Annotated in this window: 24 protein-coding genes and 1 other annotated feature; of the genes, 1 reads left to right on the forward strand and 23 read right to left on the reverse strand. The window is 38.0% G+C overall.

Going from position 1 to position 18,486, the window contains the following annotated elements:
• Window positions 1-274: 274 nt before the first annotated feature.
• Together FD46_RS08280 and FD46_RS08285 are read right to left on the reverse strand one after the other, a co-directional pair.
• Complete coding sequence (locus FD46_RS08280) at window positions 275-1,012, reverse strand: amino acid ABC transporter ATP-binding protein (protein ID WP_057896681.1); 738 nt, start codon at window positions 1,010-1,012, stop codon at window positions 275-277.
• The gene (locus FD46_RS08285) at window positions 1,005-2,465 is read right to left on the reverse strand and encodes an ABC transporter substrate-binding protein/permease (RefSeq protein WP_157047104.1); all 1,461 of its coding nucleotides are present in this window, start codon (window positions 2,463-2,465) and stop codon (window positions 1,005-1,007) included. The genes FD46_RS08280 and FD46_RS08285 overlap by 8 nt, the downstream gene beginning before the upstream one ends.
• Window positions 2,466-2,679: 214 nt before the next feature.
• Here FD46_RS08285 and FD46_RS10685 point away from each other — a divergent pair, with 214 nt between their 5' ends.
• Window positions 2,680-2,814 carry an SPJ_0845 family protein gene (locus tag FD46_RS10685; RefSeq protein ID WP_268872849.1) on the forward strand — a complete coding sequence of 45 codons (135 nt, stop codon included), beginning with the start codon at window positions 2,680-2,682 and terminating at the stop codon, window positions 2,812-2,814.
• 67 nt (window positions 2,815-2,881) lie between these two features.
• Here the strand turns inward: FD46_RS10685 and FD46_RS08290 are convergent, their stop codons facing one another.
• From FD46_RS08290 to mutM, 21 genes are all read right to left on the reverse strand, one after another.
• A complete protein-coding gene (locus tag FD46_RS08290; protein ID WP_057896683.1) occupies window positions 2,882-3,181 on the reverse strand; it encodes a nucleoside triphosphate pyrophosphohydrolase family protein in 300 nt (99 codons plus the stop codon).
• Window positions 3,182-3,199: 18 nt separating this feature from the next.
• Window positions 3,200-3,787 carry a ribosome biogenesis GTP-binding protein YihA/YsxC gene (gene yihA, locus FD46_RS08295; RefSeq protein ID WP_057896684.1) on the reverse strand — a complete coding sequence of 196 codons (588 nt, stop codon included), beginning with the start codon at window positions 3,785-3,787 and terminating at the stop codon, window positions 3,200-3,202.
• Window positions 3,788-3,950: 163 nt separating this feature from the next.
• On the reverse strand, window positions 3,951-4,130 hold the full coding sequence (rpmF, locus tag FD46_RS08300; protein WP_056959905.1) for a 50S ribosomal protein L32: 180 nt from the start codon (window positions 4,128-4,130) through the stop codon (window positions 3,951-3,953).
• A gap of 87 nt (window positions 4,131-4,217) precedes the next feature.
• Entirely contained in the window at window positions 4,218-4,760 is a 543-nt protein-coding gene (locus tag FD46_RS08305; RefSeq protein WP_057896685.1) for a YceD family protein, read from the reverse strand.
• 55 nt (window positions 4,761-4,815) lie between these two features.
• On the reverse strand, window positions 4,816-5,991 hold the full coding sequence (locus FD46_RS08310; protein WP_057896686.1) for a nucleotidyltransferase: 1,176 nt from the start codon (window positions 5,989-5,991) through the stop codon (window positions 4,816-4,818).
• An 11-nt stretch (window positions 5,992-6,002) separates the two neighbouring features.
• On the reverse strand, window positions 6,003-6,740 hold the full coding sequence (locus FD46_RS08315) for a class I SAM-dependent DNA methyltransferase (protein WP_057896687.1): 738 nt from the start codon (window positions 6,738-6,740) through the stop codon (window positions 6,003-6,005).
• Window positions 6,741-6,754: 14 nt separating this feature from the next.
• Window positions 6,755-7,111 carry a ribosome silencing factor gene (rsfS, locus tag FD46_RS08320; protein WP_057896688.1) on the reverse strand — a complete coding sequence of 119 codons (357 nt, stop codon included), beginning with the start codon at window positions 7,109-7,111 and terminating at the stop codon, window positions 6,755-6,757.
• 13 nt (window positions 7,112-7,124) lie between these two features.
• Entirely contained in the window at window positions 7,125-7,721 is a 597-nt protein-coding gene (gene yqeK, locus FD46_RS08325) for a bis(5'-nucleosyl)-tetraphosphatase (symmetrical) YqeK (RefSeq protein ID WP_057896689.1), read from the reverse strand.
• Entirely contained in the window at window positions 7,714-8,310 is a 597-nt protein-coding gene (locus FD46_RS08330; protein WP_057896876.1) for a nicotinate-nucleotide adenylyltransferase, read from the reverse strand. Before FD46_RS08330 ends, yqeK begins: the two co-directional genes overlap by 8 nt.
• A 44-nt stretch (window positions 8,311-8,354) precedes the next feature.
• Window positions 8,355-8,678: a ribosome assembly RNA-binding protein YhbY gene (gene yhbY, locus FD46_RS08335; protein WP_057896690.1), complete on the reverse strand. Its 324-nt coding sequence runs from the start codon at window positions 8,676-8,678 to the stop codon at window positions 8,355-8,357.
• A gap of 9 nt (window positions 8,679-8,687) precedes the next feature.
• Window positions 8,688-9,806: a ribosome biogenesis GTPase YqeH gene (gene yqeH, locus FD46_RS08340; RefSeq protein ID WP_057896691.1), complete on the reverse strand. Its 1,119-nt coding sequence runs from the start codon at window positions 9,804-9,806 to the stop codon at window positions 8,688-8,690.
• A complete protein-coding gene (locus FD46_RS08345) occupies window positions 9,799-10,329 on the reverse strand; it encodes a YqeG family HAD IIIA-type phosphatase (RefSeq protein ID WP_057896692.1) in 531 nt (176 codons plus the stop codon). The genes yqeH and FD46_RS08345 overlap by 8 nt, the downstream gene beginning before the upstream one ends.
• A gap of 149 nt (window positions 10,330-10,478) precedes the next feature.
• A complete protein-coding gene (gene rplT / locus FD46_RS08350; RefSeq protein WP_057896693.1) occupies window positions 10,479-10,838 on the reverse strand; it encodes a 50S ribosomal protein L20 in 360 nt (119 codons plus the stop codon).
• A 107-nt stretch (window positions 10,839-10,945) separates the two neighbouring features.
• Entirely contained in the window at window positions 10,946-11,146 is a 201-nt protein-coding gene (gene rpmI, locus FD46_RS08355; protein ID WP_057896694.1) for a 50S ribosomal protein L35, read from the reverse strand.
• A 32-nt stretch (window positions 11,147-11,178) separates the two neighbouring features.
• The gene (gene infC / locus FD46_RS08360; RefSeq protein WP_057896695.1) at window positions 11,179-11,676 is read right to left on the reverse strand and encodes a translation initiation factor IF-3; all 498 of its coding nucleotides are present in this window, start codon (window positions 11,674-11,676) and stop codon (window positions 11,179-11,181) included.
• Between the two features lie 43 nt (window positions 11,677-11,719).
• Window positions 11,720-11,850 (reverse strand) — a sequence feature (ribosomal protein L20 leader region).
• A gap of 49 nt (window positions 11,851-11,899) precedes the next feature.
• Window positions 11,900-13,849 carry a threonine--tRNA ligase gene (gene thrS / locus FD46_RS08365; protein WP_057896696.1) on the reverse strand — a complete coding sequence of 650 codons (1,950 nt, stop codon included), beginning with the start codon at window positions 13,847-13,849 and terminating at the stop codon, window positions 11,900-11,902.
• Between the two features lie 304 nt (window positions 13,850-14,153).
• The gene (dnaI, locus tag FD46_RS08370; RefSeq protein WP_057896697.1) at window positions 14,154-15,077 is read right to left on the reverse strand and encodes a primosomal protein DnaI; all 924 of its coding nucleotides are present in this window, start codon (window positions 15,075-15,077) and stop codon (window positions 14,154-14,156) included.
• A 40-nt stretch (window positions 15,078-15,117) separates the two neighbouring features.
• Complete coding sequence (locus FD46_RS08375) at window positions 15,118-16,482, reverse strand: DnaD domain protein (RefSeq protein ID WP_157047111.1); 1,365 nt, start codon at window positions 16,480-16,482, stop codon at window positions 15,118-15,120.
• 20 nt (window positions 16,483-16,502) lie between these two features.
• Complete coding sequence (nrdR, locus tag FD46_RS08380) at window positions 16,503-16,991, reverse strand: transcriptional regulator NrdR (RefSeq protein WP_057896699.1); 489 nt, start codon at window positions 16,989-16,991, stop codon at window positions 16,503-16,505.
• A gap of 22 nt (window positions 16,992-17,013) precedes the next feature.
• A complete protein-coding gene (gene coaE / locus FD46_RS08385; RefSeq protein WP_057896700.1) occupies window positions 17,014-17,622 on the reverse strand; it encodes a dephospho-CoA kinase in 609 nt (202 codons plus the stop codon).
• On the reverse strand, window positions 17,623-18,450 hold the full coding sequence (mutM, locus tag FD46_RS08390) for a DNA-formamidopyrimidine glycosylase (RefSeq protein WP_057896701.1): 828 nt from the start codon (window positions 18,448-18,450) through the stop codon (window positions 17,623-17,625).
• Window positions 18,451-18,486 lie beyond the last annotated feature (36 nt).

The following is an 18,486-nucleotide window of genomic DNA, read 5'->3' on the forward strand; positions in this document are numbered from 1 at the left end:
AAAAATTTATTATAGACTGCAACGTCATAATAACTTCACCAATATAGAATTAACATCTATCAATTATAATACCAAATAATCACTCTTCACCAAAATATTCCGGTAATAAAATAAGTTTTGCCATTTTGTATCTCTAAATAATGCTTGTAAAACAAAACACCTCGCATTGCTAACCTGCACTGAATAAAATTCAGCTGCTAACAATTGCGAGGTATTCCAATCTTATTTTAAGACGGGGTTTAATAGCCCTTCAACAATCAAAAATACGTTTCTTTTACTGGAGCATCTTTGAAAGAAAAGCACGTGCTCTTTCAGTTTTTGGTGCAGTAAAAAAATCTTGCGGTTTGCCTTTTTCTTGAATATATCCATCGTCCATAAACCAGATCTGATCAGCCACTTCTTTAGCAAATCCCATTTCATGAGTTACAACTACCATAGTCATCCCAGAATCAGCAAGATCACGCATAACTTTTAGCACTTCTCCGACCATTTCCGGATCGAGTGCAGAAGTGGGCTCATCAAAAAGCATAACCTCTGGGTCCATTGCTAAGGCACGTGCGATTGCTACACGCTGCATTTGTCCTCCAGAAAGACTTTCAGGATACTGTTCTGCCTTGTCTTCTAGACCAACTTGTTTAAGAAGTTTTTTTGCATCTTCAGTTGCTTTCTCTTCTCCCACTTTCTTAACACGTAAAGGCGCTAGTTTAACATTATCCAGCACACTCATATTAGGAAAAAGGTTGAAACTTTGAAAAACCATTCCCATTCGTTGACGCAACCCGTTTAATTCTTCTTCATTCAGGTGTATTAAATCTTTGCCATCGAACAAAACCTGTCCTTCAGTCGGTTCTTCTAACACATTTAAACAGCGTAAGAAAGTACTCTTGCCGGATCCGGAAGGACCAACAACACAGATAACCTGTCCCTTTTCAACTGTTTCATTGATATCTTTTAAAACAATATTTGTGCCAAACGCTTTTTTTAAATTACGAACTTCAATTAAATTAAGCATGTTTCATTCTCCCTTCAAAGTAACCTAAAACTTTAGACAAACTGAATGTCATTATGAAGTAGATTACCATTGCAATAAAGATAGGAACCACACCTTTATAAGTTGCAGATTGCACTAACTGCATTTGATAGATCAAATCAGTTACCCCGATGATAGAAACGATTGAACTTTCTTTAATTAACGTTATAAATTCATTGCCCAAGGCAGGCCAGATATTTTTCAAAGCCTGCGGAATGATTACATAACGGTACGTCAGCTTCTGCGACAAACCTAAGCTGCGTGCTGCTTCAGTTTGGCCTGTCGGAATTGATTCAATTCCCGAACGGATAACTTCAGCAACGTATGCTGTGGAATTCAACGAAACTGCAATGATCCCAGCTATTAGAGCAGGTAAAGACTGGATTAACGTCCCAATTCCAAAATAAACAAACATAACTTGAACCATGAGTGGTGTCCCACGCACAAATTCGATGTACGCAACGGCCAGCCAATGAAGAAACTTGTTATGCGATAAGCGCATTAATGCAAAGAAAACTCCAAGTACAAATCCAAAGAAAACAGAAACAACCGTTATTAAGAGGGTATATTCAATTCCTTTTGCAAAATATGTCCAATAATTCAGCATTGAATTCTTATTTGTATTTCCAGCCATATATTTACCAGCATTTGGAATATATTCTTTATTGATTAGATTCTGCTTTTTAATATTGTTAATTGTACTATTAGCAGCAGCTACCATACTGGTATCTCCCTTAGGAAAGGCAATCGCTGAACCAGTTTGGCTCGAATCGACTTTAAATTGAGGATTAATCACCTTTAAACCGGTATTATTCTTAGCAAAAGCCTTTGCAGTCGCTTCTTCCATTGCTACCGCGTTTACTTTTCCGGATTGCAACGCAATTACAAGGTCATTTAACTTAGCAAGGCCTTTTATTTCATTATTTTTCATCTGCTGCTTAACCAAAGTATATTGCAGTGAGCCAGTCTGTGCACCAATAGTCTGATTCTTAAAACTTTTAATACTTTTAAAACGAGCAGTATCTTTTTTATTGATCAGCATAAACTGTTTCCCGCGATAATAGATCTTTGAGAAGTCAACACTTTCCTGTCTTTCAAGTGTTGGGTTCATTCCTGAGATAACCATATCAACTTTGTGCGTTTCAAGGGCTACCAGCAAAGAATCAAAATTCATGTTCTTAATTACTAGTTTAACACCTAAATCAGCAGCAAATTTTTTTGCAATATCCATGTCCAACCCTACGTACTTTGTTTCACCGCCTTCTTTAACGGTAAATTCATAAGGCGGATAATCAGCACTTGTTCCCACTACAAGCGTTCCTTTGTCCTTAACTTTTTGCAGATTTCCATCACTTGCAGCATTGACATGCTGAAAAGGGATAAATAACGCAAACACAAACACACATAAAAATAGCCATAAACTTTTTACTTTCATAATATAATCTCCTTGACTTTCTCTTGCTTACTTAATAAATCATACTATTTAAAGAATTATTATGCAATATAAATAGTAAATTTATTATTTTTATGCATAAAACAAATTTTAACAGTCTTTCCATGCATAAATTTCGCTTTATTTGAAAAATAGTCTCAAAATTGGTATGCTTTATTTAACGTATAACTAGAGCATTATAATAGGAGGATTATCAATGGGACTCACTGTAAACAGTCAGAATAAACTTAATGAACTTTTTAAGAATTTTGCCCTCGACCCAAAAAAACCACGCGAAGAAAAACATCCAAAAAATAATGAAGAAGATAAAACTAAAGACAAAAAAAAATAAGCTCGTTAAGAGCTTTTTTTGTACCTACTATTTCAACTAAGCCATTGTACAACAATATAGTAATATTTCATTTATCCTGCGCAAAACCATGCGGATACCGTTTATTAAGTGTTTCAATATTATCTTGTGCAACTTGGTCAAAAGGAATATCTGCCCATGCAGCAATCTGGGAAAGATACCATAAAACATCTCCCATTTCGTGAACCATTTCCTCTCGATTCAGTTTTTGCCCTTTAAAAGTATAATTCTTTACTAAATCAATCAGTTGGCCACTTTCTCCAGCCAACCCAAGAGCACAATTAGTAAGTACTTGTTCGTTTCCATATAAAGTTCTTGTTGCCGCCTTTTGATATTCATCAAATTCCATCTTCATATATCTCCTTCATTAAAAATCTGCTCTTTTTTCAATCCATTTCCAAATTTCATTTACACCAGTTTTAGCAACAGCAGAAAAAAGCACCAAATGGTCTTGTTTTTTAAATTCTATTTTCTGCCTAATCTCTTTTTCAATTTTATTCCATTTGCTGCGTGGGACTTTATCAACCTTCGTAGCAACAATTAAAAGCGGCAATTCATAATAATGCAGAAAGTTAATCATCTGAAGATCAAGCTGCATAGGAGTATGCCTGCCGTCAATTAAAACAACAACACCATGAATTTTTTCTCTTTGGGTTAGATATTCTTCGATCATCTTCCCCCACTTCTGCCGTTCCTTTTTTGAAACTCTAGCATACCCATATCCAGGTACATCCACAAAATAAAGCTGGTTTTCGACTTCATAAAAATTAAGTGTCTGTGTTTTACCCGGTTGACTTGAAGTTCGCGCATAACTTCTGCGGTTAATCAAAGTATTGACTAAAGATGATTTCCCTACATTTGATCGTCCCACTAATGCGATCTCTGGATAACCTTCAGTTGGATACTGTTCTTTTTTCACTGCACTGATTTTTAAACTGACGTTGTGCACTTCCATTCAGCAACTTCCTTTCTCATCTCGATAAATTTTAACATACTCAACTTAATCACACTACTTAAATAAAAAACATTACAAAAAAAGAGTATTCCGAACCGCCTGGTCAGAACACTCGTATCAGCTGTTTAAAAAAAGCAGTGCAGCGACTTTTAATCCGCACTAATTATTTTTTGATTTTCACAACTTCTTTATCACCGTAGTAACCACAACTTGAGCAAACACGATGAGATCTTCTTAATTCACCACAGTTAGGACATGCACTCATGCCTGGAACTTGCAGTTTGTAATGTGTACGGCGTAATCTCTTACGCATCTTTGATGTTTTGCGTGCTGGTACTGCCATCAACAAACACCTCCTTCAAAATATTTTAATCACCAAAAGAAATTGTACTTGTTGTTAGCATATTTAGCAACCCGTACGAATAAGATTTCAGTTATCCTTTTTAAAGAAATCTTTCAGCTTAGCCAAACGCGGATCAATTTGAGAAGAATTTTTACGCTCTACGTGCTGATCATCTTCGATTACGTTCCAACTTTCACCATGAGGCAAAGGCTCTGCTCCCCTTTGTTCAGAAGAGGTCAATATTCGCATAGGAATTTGTAATAAAATATTATCCTCTGCAACTTGAGCTAAATCAAGTAAATCATCTTTAACAGTAATGACAACATCATCTGCAGCAAACTGAGATAAATTATCTTCACGAGAGTCAATATAATACTCACTGATTTCAAACTTCAATGGCAGCTCAACTGCTTTCATTGATCTTGTAGAGGGTAATGTCAGAGTAGCACTGATTTCAAATAAACCGCGCAAGCCTGAGCTATCTACTACTAGATAGCCTTTAACATGTGCTGGAGAAATCGCGATAATTCTGCTGTCACGTTTTTTGATAGACTCCGAAATATCAACGGTTTCATCAACTAAGAACGGTTCCGTTCCGGCCTTACGCAGTTCACTCAAAGACCATTTCATTGAATATCTCCTCCTAATGCAACAAACTTGATTATACCTGTCAAAAAAAACAATGTCAACGTTTTTTCCTTGACAGCGATGGAGCAGTAATACGTAAAGGTGCTTTACCGTGATCTTGCACTCTCATACAAGCAAGTTCGTAAACTAATCCAGCACGATAGTCTACACTGAGAAACTTTTTTCTCAGTTTCTGAGAAGCTTTTGTAATAAGCGGGATATCTGCTCTTTTTTTCAACTTATGAAGAAATTTTTGCCCTTTCGGTGTAAAACCAAGCAAGCGCAGATACGGATTCTTAGAAACACTTTTTACTTCTTCTTCGGTTACTTGTAATAAAACAATGACAGCAAGCCGAGAAAGATGTGTGTAGGTATACCTCTTTGACTTGACTGCACCAAGCCAATCTTCAAAATCGGCTTCTAAAGGAAGTTTTTGTACCTGCTGTTTCATCCGATATTCCAAACCTTCAGTTACATCATATAAGTTCCGAAGCTCTTCATATGGAGCCGTCAATAAACGGTAGCGCAATAATGGCCAAAAATCAGCCCAAGTTATTAATTTCCTGGTTGCAAAATCCACACTAGTAATTTGCGGTACATAAGCCGCAATTTCCTTAATAGACCCCTTTGCCAAACGTGCTCTAATTGCAGAAGCACTGGCTAAACTATGGTCCTTTTCTAAACAAAGGTCATGGTGAAAAGCCCCTTTACGCTGAATAGGAATAAGTTCAAGAAAATCACCCAGTTGCAGGTTTGCCTTTGCATAAGCAAGACCTAAAAGGTCATTGGGTTGGTCTATTGCATGACCAACTTTCTTTTCCACTGCCCTTTGATACGCTGCAGCGAAAGATTCATTGTATTTTACAGAATCTCCCCGTACATCGGAAACTTGCTGTGCCAGCTTTTTAAAGTTGTAGGAGGCATGTTCCGCTCCAAAAATCAGCTTCTGAACCCCTAGTTTCTTCAACAGCAAAACGGCTCCTGTTGCAAAGCGATCAGCAGGTTGAACACAAAAGGCAACGGGTAATTCAACCACAAGATCAACTCCGCAGTGTAAAGCTTCATTTGCACGAGTCCACTTGTCTACACATGCCGGTTCACCACGTTCAAGAAAATTACCACTCATCACTACAACAAAAACTGCCCGCGGAAATAGCTTGCGCGTCTCTTCAAGCTGGTAAAGATGACCATTGTGAAAAGGATTATATTCAGCAATGATTCCTACAACAACCATTATTGGTCCCCCTACTTCTTATGACATACGAAAAAAAACCGTGTAGTTTGTTCTTTAATTTCTTCTCGTCCAAAATTTCCAAAAACTTTTGCCTTATAAAAGCCGCTTTCAAGCAGCAACTTCAGGTAATAGTCAGCTTCATATGTTCGTTCGTGATGAATTTCAGTAAATCTTTCATACTGCTTAGTCTTTTTATCTTCCACAAAAAAGTTAAGGTCATGAATTACACTATGTCTCTGCTCTCCAGAGTAACTTTCCCATGTAAAAGCTTGCTCATCATTTGTATAGCTGTAAGTATATCCTGGATAAATCTTATCTGTTTGATATGGTGAAATCACATCAAAAACAAATAGCCCTCCAGCGGGCAGATGCTGAGCAACTTGTAAAAAGACTCTTTTTAATTCTTGAGGATTTTGAAGATAACAAAGCGAATCTAAACAACTTATGACCATATCAAATTGTGCAAGTTCACTTAAGTCTGTCATATTTGCCTGCAATAATGGAATGGTCAGCTTTTGTGAATGGGCTCTTTGATCAGCCAATGCAAGCATCTCATCCGAAAGATCCACTCCTGTCACAGTATAACCTTCTTGTGCTAACTTTACCGCCATTCTTCCCGTACCACATGCCAGGTCAAGGATCGTCATATCTTTTTTACCCGTTAATCTGGCAATGAATTGCTCCCATTCTTCATAAATTGCTGGCTCCATAAGGTCATCGTACAGCTGGGCAAAGTTCGAATAGATCATGTTTTTAGCTGCTCCTATTCTGTAACCCACTCGGAAAGATCAACCAGAGGAGCTTCAAGCCAAAGCTTTTCTAAATTATAAAATTGGCGTGTTTCTGTTTTAAAAACATGAACAACCACATCATGAAGATCAAGCAAAATCCAATTTCCGCTATTTTTTCCTTCAATTTGTTTAATTTTGATTCCTGCTTCTTCAACTGTTTCTTCGATATTATCAGCAATCGCTCTTACCTGACGTGCTGAATCAGCTTGCATAATAACAAAGTAATCAGCTAAATAACTGATTTTGTGAACGTCGAGAGCCACAATCTCTTCTGCTTTCTTTGCATCTGCTGCTTCAACTACAACTTTTAAAATTTCTTTGCTTTCCATCTAATTCCCCTTTTTAGTTTTCTACGACCCATTTATTATATGTTAAAATTGCCGCTGGATAGATTACTTTATTTGCAGACATCAAGTACTGCAATGTATGCTTGGTTTCGAAAGAGACCGCGCTGTCTAAGTCAGCATAGGCAACTGTTCTTGCAAGCTTAGCATCCGGAAATGTTCGGCCTTTTTCAATAAAATCTGCCACATAAATAATTTTATCTAACCGAGTCATATCTGCAGCTCCCACAGTATGTTTTCTAACAGCATTTAAAATTTCTTCGTCTGTAATTTTGAGCTCATCTTTAATGATCTGCGCACCAACAACACCATGCCAAATAACATTGTTCCAATTAAGCAAGTCGTGTTCAAGTCCTTTTTCCAAAATAACTTTTTTAAACTCCGTTGTCGTTCTTTCTTTGGCGTAATCATGTACAAGTGCTGCTACGCTGGCTTTTTCCAACTCTTCATGATTCAATTTTGCCAAGCGTAATGCAGCTTGTTCTACACCCAAAAGATGCTGGTAACGTTTAAGACTGAGACTATTTTTCAAAACTGTCAATAGTTGCGTTCTGCTTTTAGGATAATAATGCTTTTTGTACTCTATTTCACACACGATAAAGGCCCTCTTTTCGAATATAGTCAATCACACTGTCCAAAACAAGATATTTAAGTGAACAGCCATGCTGTATTCGCCAACGAATATCTGTAGAACTAATCTCAATTAACGGAACATCAACCCATAAAATAGGATAATTACTTTTTTTTGGATACCCTGAACGTGCAACTCCCACAAGATGGACTAATTTTACCAGTTCATTAATTTTGTGCCACTTAGGTAAATAAGCAACCATATCTCCGCCTATAATAAAGTAATACTCCCAGTCTGGATGACGCAACCGCAACTCTTGGAGTGTGTCGTAAGTATAACTAATTCCGCCACGGTCAAGTTCACAAGTATTAAGTTCAAAACGTGGATTTCCTGCAATGCTTAATTCTACCATTGCTTTTCTTTTGGCAGCTGAAGCTGCAGCTTTATGGTCGACATGCGGCGGAGTTGAATCCGGTATAAATAAAACCTTGTCTAACCCTAGCTGGTCGGCAACTTCCTCAGCAATTATCAAATGCCCAAGGTGCGGGGGATTAAAAGTTCCTCCTAGAATTCCCACACGCTTTTTTTTTCGACTTGAACTCAGTTGCGGCATGTCCTGCACACTTTTTTCAATAAGCGTTTTTACAGCCAACCTTTTCACTCCTTGATCTGTACAATTTTTTGCAATTCAACTGAAAAATTGCGATTTTGAACATGCTCAGATTTGCGATAAAGTACTAACACGTGACCAATCACCTGCACTACTGTAATTTCCGAATGATTTGCAATATAGGTACCTGCATCCTTCGTATTGATCAAAGAACCCTGAAGAACATTTACTTTTAACAGTTCACGCTTGTCAAGTGCATTGATGACCTGCTTAAACCATTGCCCAGTCAATCCCTCTTTGCCAATTTGAAAAATAGGGCGCATACCATGTGCCTGTGCTTTTAAATATCTCTTTTGTTTTCCTGTTAACATTTTTTCTCCTTATATCATCGTACGCCTAATACTTAAACCGACTCCCTTTGGTGCCCAGCCCGCAACTGCCACTTCGGCCGGCACAGTAATCCAGCCTAGACCAGCAAATACAAGATCACTTTTTTGAGAGGCTTTGAATTCAAAACGTTCTAAAGAAGGCAGTTCTGCCGCTTTCTCTCCAGATGGCGGCTGCAATAATTCCCCTGCGTGTCTGTCATAAAATGCTTCTGCATTTTCTGTTTTTGTTCTGTGAAGCATTAAATTATTATCAGCATAAACAACTATTCCAGTCTTCTTTCCAGCAAGATAATCAAAACGGGCTAAAGCTCCCAAGAAAATTGTCTGTCCAGCATCAAGCTGGTATACTCGGGGTTTAACTTCTTTTTGTGGTGAAACAATTGCGAGATCTTCTGCACTGAGATAATGTGCCATTTGCTGACTATGAATTATTCCAGGTGTGTCTATCATGAATCGATCATCATCTAATGGAATTTCAATCTTGTCAAGAGTAGTTCCTGGAAAACGCGAAGTAGTTATTAACTCAGAAACTCCCAATTGTTGCTTAATAATCTGGTTAATCAAAGTTGATTTCCCAACGTTCGTTACTCCAACAACATAAACGTCTCTACCGTGACGATATTTTTCAATAGTCTGCATCAGATCATCGAGAGCATAGCTTTTCTTTGCACTTACTAGGGAAACTGCCACTGGCCGCAGTCCCATTTTATTTGCCTCCTGGCGAAGCCAATCACGCAGCTTTGAACGTTTTAAAGACTTGGGAAGAAGATCTTCCTTATTGCCAACCATCAGAATCGGATTGTTGCCGACAAAACGTTGCAACCCAGGTATAATTGAACCATTAAAATCAAAAACATCAACTACATTCACAACTAAAGCATCTGTTTCTCCAATTTGAGATAAAACTCGTAAAAAGTCGTCATCCGTAAGTTCAACATCTGAAACCTCATTATAGTGACGCAAGCGAAAACAACGTCTGCAATATAATTCCTTATTAGTATCCCTTTTTTTAAGCGCAGCAGCAGGTACATACCCCGATGCACCTTGATCCTTACTTTGAAGCAGTGCACCGCAACCAACGCAGTACAATTTTTCTGATTTTTCAATCATCTAGAGAATGCCCCCATGCTTTTATCTCATTATTTTTTTTAAGATGCTTCTTGATTATTCTTTCAAAGAAACGATTTATTTTAGTATTCCAAGCATCAGTTTCAACAATTGGTTTAACTAAAACACTTCTGATATTAGCAGCATTTGCAGCTGCGATGTCTGTAACCAGCTGGTCGCCAACAAGAATAATTTCACTGTCTTTTAATTTTAGTCTTTTTTTTGCTTTATTAATTCCACGAGAAAAAGGCTTGAGTGCTCTTGAAATATAAGGCAAGCCAAATGGCTCCATTGCCTTAGCCACTCTTTTTTTGCTGTTATTCGAAACTACGATTATTGGAATTGACTCTGCTTGCATAATATCAAGCCACCTTCTCAATTCAGGAGTTCCTTCAGGATTATTCCAAGCAATTAAGGTATTATCAAGGTCAGTCAGGATAACTTTAATTCCTCTTTGCTTAATTTCAGCAGGAGTCAACTCATAGATCGAACTGAGCATCCAAGTTGGTTTGAAACATGTAAACATTAATGACAACTCCTAACAAATTACTTATCGACTCGTTAATTATATGCTAAAAGGGCCCAAAATGGCAAAAATTATCCCAGCAAACAGCCTTCAAAAAAAGCCTAGGACAAAAAAGACATTTGCCCTAGACCCTCTTTTCTAACCTACAACTATTTTGCTAACGCCTTTTTTGCTTCTTCAACGATTGCTGTAAATGCTGTACTATCAGTAATTGCCAAATCAGCCAACATTTTACGGTTAACATCAATTTGTGCAAGCTTCAAGCCATGCATCAATTTACTATAGCTGATATCATTTATTCTAGCAGCTGCGTTGATACGTGCAATCCACAATTTGCGGAAATTAGTCTTTGTCTTACGACGATCACGGAAAGCATATTGGTAAGACTTCATTACCTGCTGCTTAGCAACCTTAAACTGAATATGTTTTGAACCGCGATATCCCTTTGCTAACTTGATCATTCTCTTACGACGTTGACGCGTAACTGTTCCACCCTTAACACGTGGCATGAAAATTCCTCCCTTATCTTACAAGAAGCGCTTTAAAATAACACTTGCTTGCATACCAAGCCTTCATTTTAGGCTCTCATCAAAATTAATCGAAAAGCAAACAAAAATTATTTAACTTGAGATAACATTTGCTTGATCCGTTTCATATCCGAACTAGACACCATCGATGCCTTACGTAATTGACGACGCTGTTTTTTCGTCTTTCCATGAAAGCGGTGGCTTGTATAAGCATTAGCACGCTTCAATCCGCCATTTCCTGTTCGCTTAAAACGTTTTACTGATGCACGATGTGTTTTTTGTTTTGGCATAATACTCTTCCTCCTAATGTTAAAAAGCCTGTTTATTCAGCTTTAGGCGCTAACATCATAAACATGCTGCGTCCATCCATCTTTGCTCTTGATTCAACAGAAGCTACATCTTCTGTTGCCTTTGCAAACCGGTTCAAGACATCGTAACCAATCTCTTTATGCGTGATTGCACGACCCTTAAAACGAATGGAAACTTTGACCTTATCTCCCTTTGAAAGGAACTTACGTGCATTTTTCATCTTAGTATTGAAATCATTTACATCAATAGTAGGACTCAAACGTACTTCCTTAACATTAACAATCTTTTGATTCTTTCTTGCTTCACGCTGTTTCTTTTGCAGCTCAAAACGATACTTTCCATAATCCATGACTCTGGCAACAGGTGGTTTAGCTTTTGGTGCAACTAAAACGAGATCAAGACTAGCCTGTTCTGCTAACCGTAGTGCTTCTTGTTTGGTTTTTACCCCAAGCTGGGAACCATCACTGGCAATTAACCGCACTTCACGTGCTCGAATGCCTTCGTTTACCATTTTATCAACTGCTATGGTATTTCACCTCCATTAAATTTAAGAGAAAATACAGAAAAAGCGGGTAGTTAACAAAAACTACCCGCAAACCGTTATTTCATAATTTGAAATCAATTATTCAATGCCCGCGAACTAAAACGTCCACTAGGCGAGAAGCGGGTGCTTCTGCTTTTCTCAACCTTTAAAGTATAGCAATTATTACTAGAAGAGTCAAGAAATAATCTCTTTACTTGTCAGAACGACTGTAGCTTTCAATGTCAGCCAAAATTTCTTGAATAAACTTAGCAGCGGAAATTTCCACAGTTTTATCTTCCCCATGACGACGAACTGAAACCGCATTTTCAGAAACTTCTTTATCCCCAACAACTAAGATGTAAGGGATCTTATTTACTTGTGCCTGGCGAACTTTATATCCCATCTTTTCATTACGGTTATCAATTTCTACCCGGATATGATGTGCAAGTAACTGATCACGTAGCCTATCACAGTATTCTTCATGCAAGTCATTCTTTACAGGGATGATAGTTACTTGCTGAGGTGCCAGCCAAGTTGGAAATGCGCCTTTATAAATTTCTGTCAGGTAGGCAGTGAAACGCTCCATTGTTGAAACTATTCCACGATGAATCATAACAGGACGGTGCTCTTCACCATCAGCACCGATATAATGCAGATCAAATTTTTCAGGTAACAAGAAATCGAGCTGAATTGTTGAGAGTGTTTCTTCTCCGCCGAGAGCTGTTTTCGTTTGTACATCAAGCTTAGGACCGTAAAAAGCAGCTTCCCCTTCAGCTTCAAAGTAATCAAGTCCTAGATCATCCATTGCTGCTTTCAACATCTTTTGAGACTTTTCCCACATCTCATCATCAGCAAAATATTTATGTGTATTTTTAGGATCGCGGTAGCTCAAGCGGAAACGGTAGTCCTTGATATCAAAATCCGCATAGACAGAAACCATGAGTTGCAGTGTTTGTTTGAATTCTTCTTCAATCTGATCTGGAGTTACAAAAGTATGACCATCATTAAGCGTCATTTCGCGCACACGTGAAAGTCCTGTTAAAGCCCCAGATTTTTCATAACGGTGCATCATTCCAAGTTCTGCAATTCGTAAAGGAAGATCTCTGTATGAACGAATATGGTGGTTATAAATCTGAATATGTGAAGGACAGTTCATTGGCCGCAATTCAAGCATCTCTCCATCACCCATATCCATCGGCGGAAACATGTCTTCACGGTAGTGATCCCAGTGACCTGATTGTTTATACAAATCCAAGTTGGCCAATACTGGTGTGTAAACATGCTTATAGCCGCGTGAAACCTCTTTATCAATAATATAACGCTCGATTGTCCGGCGGATAGTTGCTCCTTTAGGCATCCAGTATGGTAAACCAGCACCAACTTTAGGATCTACGAAGAAAAGATCAAGTTCATTTCCGATTACACGATGGTCTCGTTCCCGAGCTTCTTGACGTCTTTTCAATTCAGCTTCCAAGTCCTTCTGCTTGAAAAATGCTGTTCCATAAATTCTTTGCAGCATTGGATTACTTGAAGCGCCTTTCCAGTATGCACCAGCAACTGACAGAAGCTGGAAGTTTTTAACGTTACTTATTTGCGGAAGACAAACATCATTTGAAACAGCTGTAAAATTACCTAGTCTATAAACCTGTACTTTACCATTAACAGTTTCATCTTTAACGAGTTCAGACAAGTAGCGATCGCCTGTAACAAGCTTCAAAGCATCTGCTTGTTTTAAAACTTCTCTCTTTAAAGACAAGTTTTGCTTTACAAGAGCTTTCATCCTCTGAGAAAGCTTTTCAAAATCAGTTTCTGCAACTTGTTTCTTCCCATTATCAGTGTCAATATAGAAACCATGTTCTGTTTCTTGAACCTGTCCAAAGCTTATTTCTGGATAAAGATCCTTTAATGCAGCTCCTAAAACTAAAGCAGCGGTATGCCATAAAACTGAAACGCCTTCGGGAGTCTCCTTAGTAATTATTTCCAGCTTTCCGTCTTCTTCAAGCGGCTCATCAAAGCCGATAAGCTTATCGTTAAAGTTTCCTGCTACAGCTTTTTTAGCCAAGCTTGTACTAATCGACTTTGCAATTACTTCTGTCGTTGTCCCCTTGTCGAATTCTTTAATTGCTCCATCTGGAAATTTAATTTTAACTTTTTCCGTCATTTCTAAAACCTCCTCATAAAATAAAAAACCCCTAATGTGCCTGTTCAACACATTAGGGGCGTCAGTAACGCGGTTCCACCCAAATTTTTAAAGCTGCATTAAAACAGCTTGCTCATAACATCGTTAACGAAACAACCCGTTCCAACTTTTCATTGGAAAAATAAGTAAAAGCGGTAAGCTTAATTAACTGAACAGCTTTCAGTTAATGCTGTTCATCCCTTTAATTATAAGCACTTTAACTTTCACAACTAACATCTAATATTAAACCACTATCTTTTTATGATTTCAAGACCAACTTTATCTATCAAGATAACCTTCGATTTCTGCCAATGACCGTATATTCCTTAGCAAGAAAGCGAATTCTTTCCATGATGCGCCGCGCTTTAAGTGGCTCGGCCTCTCCCCTATTGTTGATTGTCAAATACTGATCCTGCAGTTCTTTCATAGACAAGTTTGAACTAAAAAAAGTAGGCAGTTCCTCTTGCATACGATATTGCAGAATCACTCCCAAAACATCATCTCGCAACCAACTAGAAAGCTGATCTGCTCCTAAATCATCCAGCATTAAAACAGGAGCTTTTTTAACACTTTCAATCATCGTAAGTGTGCCCCCATCGCTGATTGCATTTTTTATTTCAACAGCAAAAGAAGGAAAATGAAGAAGCGTGGAATGAAAACCCTCTTCTGCCAAACCGTTTGCAATTGCTCCTAGCAAAAATGTTTTCCCAACACCAAAACTTCCCTGCAAATACATTCCTTGGATAAACTTTCGAGGATCAGTAATATACTCCTCAATAAAATTGCCTGCTGCAGCTGCAACTTCTTCGCGTCCATTCAGATCATAATCAGATAACTGTGCAGCTTTAATTGCTTTAGGCATATTAAGCGAATGAACACGTGAACGTATCTCCTGTTGTTTTTTTGAAGCTAAAAGCTGCTCACTGGGAACATATGCCACTTCAATAAGATGGTTATTCAAGACCAGTTTCGGTTTATAACCTGGTACCGGCACTTCTTCCCCTTTTTCCAATCTCTTCTTAACAGTTACAAATTCATAAACTTTGCTTGCGCTGCGTAAAAGCTCGCTTTTTGATAACTGTTCTTTATTTTCATTAAGAAACTGCTTAACTTCCTGATCAGCAAAAGCTTCCCGAATAAGCTGCTGATAGTCCTTTGCCCAATTATTTTTCTTCAGCTGTTGTGAAAATTCATCCCCTACATTCTTCATTTTTTCGCCTCCTTCATTTTTCAGTAATTGCCTGAATTACTTACATTTTTTTCTTGAACCTACTTAACCGTTTTTTTAGTTTTTGACGATCTTCATCACTAAATTTAGATTGCTGTGTTAAATCAGCTCCATCTTTTGCCCAATCCGGCAGCGTTTCTTTTTGAATGATTTTAGGCTGCCTTCTTCTCATATTTTGCGGTCCAGACACCTTTCTTTGTTTTCTCTGCATATTGAAGTTGCGAACTTGACTCATTGCCTGTTCTGGTGTGGTAATTCCCTTTTGCTCCCAATCAGAAATCACCGCTTCAAAAAAGTTACGATTTAACAATGTCATTTCTCTGTCTATCATCATGTAATGAATCAAAATATTGATCATTGCAGGATAAAACGTGTTTTTTTGTGCTGCTGTTTCTAAAGTATGCAACTCTGAAGCAGTTGCAGAACTGCCCTTTTCTTCTTTTAAAACCTGCAAAAAATCTGCAGGCGTATACGCTTTACAGGCCTTTAAAAGGCTGATATCTTCTTTATTAAGGAACTGTTCTTTCTTTGATTTATCAACATCCACTTGTTGAAAATCTTTTTTTATCTTCTTATCGCCTTTTAAAGACCGTTTACTTTGCTGAGCGAGTCTTTGAAAAAGTTCAAAATCAACTTTATTAGTTCCTACATCAGCAGACTGTTCCAAAAGGCTGATGAGCATCAATTCGTCAAAACCATAAACCATATGAGCCGCAAATAACTTTTTTTCATTGTTTAAAACTTGCTTACTGTCAATAAATGAGTGTTCAAGCAGTGACACCATAAAACTACGGTCCAACCCGACCTCTTTCCACGTTAAGGCTGGCAGCTGTATATTTTTAGCAAGATTCTTAGAAGCCTCAGCAGTTTGCTGAAGTGTTTGAGGTTGAATATTGAAAACATCTAGAAAATGTTTTGTAGTTTCTACAGCATGCTGATGTTTGAATTCAGTATTAAAGAAGTAATGATAGAGTTCTTGAAACTGTCGTTCCCCTACAGTCTCTAATAAAAGTGTTCTTAATAAATCATCTCTGAAGAAACTTTCAGGTAGCTGCGGCGGTTGCAATTCATAAATTGCAAGTTTTCCCAGTTCATCTTTTTGCTCATAAGTGCGTAAGAGCCCACTCGCTTCAAGCTTACAGCGTGCTTCGTATAGTGTGTTAGTTCCAATGTCAAGTAATTCAAGTAAGGTTGCATGCATCCTGCGATTTGAAAGGATAACATCTTTAGACACCAGTGTTCGTAACAAGGAATATAAACTAAATGAAACTGCGCCGATAAGCGGTTGATAGAGCTTAACGGTTATCTCAGTATCACTTGCAAGCAATTTTTGATGAGAAAAAACAATGAATCCATCTTTGGGAGAAAAGCTGTTGTTAACAATCATCAAGCTTAACACTTCCTTTGTTATTCATCGGATTCATTTTCTTTTTTATTCTTTTTATCTCGTGCCATCATTTCTTTTAATTCTTTCAAAAACACCTTCATATCTTTAAACTGACGATAAACACTAGCAAAACGGATGTAAGAAATTTCATCAACATCTGCCAGCAATCCCATGACATATTCTCCAATTAATTGGCTGGAAACTTCATTTTCACCCAATGAGCGAATCTTGTTTTCGACGTCATCAACAATTCGTGTGATTTCATCCATCCCGACTGGCCTTTTTTCTGCAGCCCGAATAATTCCGCGAAGAATTTTTTCGCGATTAAATTCTTCACGTGTTCCATTTTTCTTAATGACCAAAAGCGGTGTTGCTTCTACTCTTTCAAAAGTCGTAAAACGGAAACCGCAAGCTTCACACTCGCGACGGCGTCTGATTACATGCCCACCATCTGCAGGCCGGCTATCAACAACGCGCGAACCATTATGATGGCAGCGGGGACATTTCATATTTTTCACCTCATTAAAATCTCTATACTTCTTCTACAAACCCATTTACTATAAGCCATTTTAGCACTTGTGACAGTGTTTCTTCAACTTCTTTAGTATTATCAATCACAATTTGGGAACGTTTGTTTCTCTCAAATGTGGGCAATTGAGAAGCAACCCTTTTTTTTGCTTGCTCCGAACTCAGCTTGTCACGTTCCATCAACCGTTTCATTTGAAGTGTCTTCGTTACATAAACGGTCATTACACTGTTACAGTATTTTTCATACCCGCCTTCAAATAAAAGCGGTATATCTAAAACTAACAGCTTAACTTGCTTATTTCGATAATACTTGATTAAACAAAGTATTCTTTTGTGGATTAAAGGAGCAGTAATTGAATTTAATTTGGCAAGTTTTTGGGGGGCTGCAAAAACGATTTCTCCTAGTTTTTTACGTGCCAACTGTCCATCTTTTGCAATAACTTCAGCCCCAAAAGCTTTTTTAATTTGCTTTAACCCGCCGGTCCCCTTTTCTACGATCTGTCGCGCAACCAAGTCTCCATCTATTATTATGGCGCCCTTTTCACGCAAAAAACGGCTAACAGTTGTCTTACCAGAAGCAATCCCACCTGTTAAACCCAAAACATATGTCACTTACCTCACCTTCTGACAAGCTGGACAAAAAGTTGTACCGCGTTGTCCCACAACGATTTTCTCAAGTAAGGTCCCGCAACGCTCACACGGTTGTCCTTTTTTGCCATATACGTGAAGTTGAGACTGAAAAGATCCAGCATGTCCAAAGGTATCAGTATAAGTGAAAACAGTCGTTCCTCCAGCAGCTATCGCACGCTTTAGTTCCTTAATGATTTCATCATGCAATAAAGAAACCTCTTGTCTATCAAGATGAGATGCAGGTGTTTGCGGATTAATTTTACTATACCAGAGAACTTCATCAGTATAGATATTACCTAAACCAGCAACTAAAGTTTGGTCCAGCAATGCTGGCTTAATCATTTTTTTCTTGTGCTTTAACTTTTCAAAAAACTCTTCTTTATCAAATGAAGCAACGATGGGTTCCGGCCCCAATTTCATAAGAGCCGGCAAACCCGCAAGCTCATCAGTTCTTATCAGACGCATCCGTCCAAACTTGCGGACATCGTTATACCGTAATTGTTGCCCATTCGATAATTGAAAAACAATGTGTGTATGTTTTTCAATAGGCAGCTCAGGGCTTTCAACAAAATACTTTCCTTCCATACGCAGATGTGAAACCATTGAAAGCCCCTTATCAAAATTAAAAAGAAGATATTTTCCACGCCGTCCAACATTTTCTAATCTATGACCGCAAAGCTCTTTTTGAAACTCATCAGGATTGCCGATTATAGTCTTGGAATAGATTATCTTGACATTTTCAATTCTTTCACCACACACTAATTTTTCAAGTCCCCGACGGACAGTTTCAACTTCGGGTAATTCCGGCATACTAATTTCTTCCTTCCATCCATTACTATTTCACTA

It is taken from the genome of Liquorilactobacillus oeni DSM 19972, from assembly GCF_001436275.1.
GTDB classification, from domain to species: Bacteria; Bacillota; Bacilli; order Lactobacillales; family Lactobacillaceae; genus Liquorilactobacillus; species Liquorilactobacillus oeni.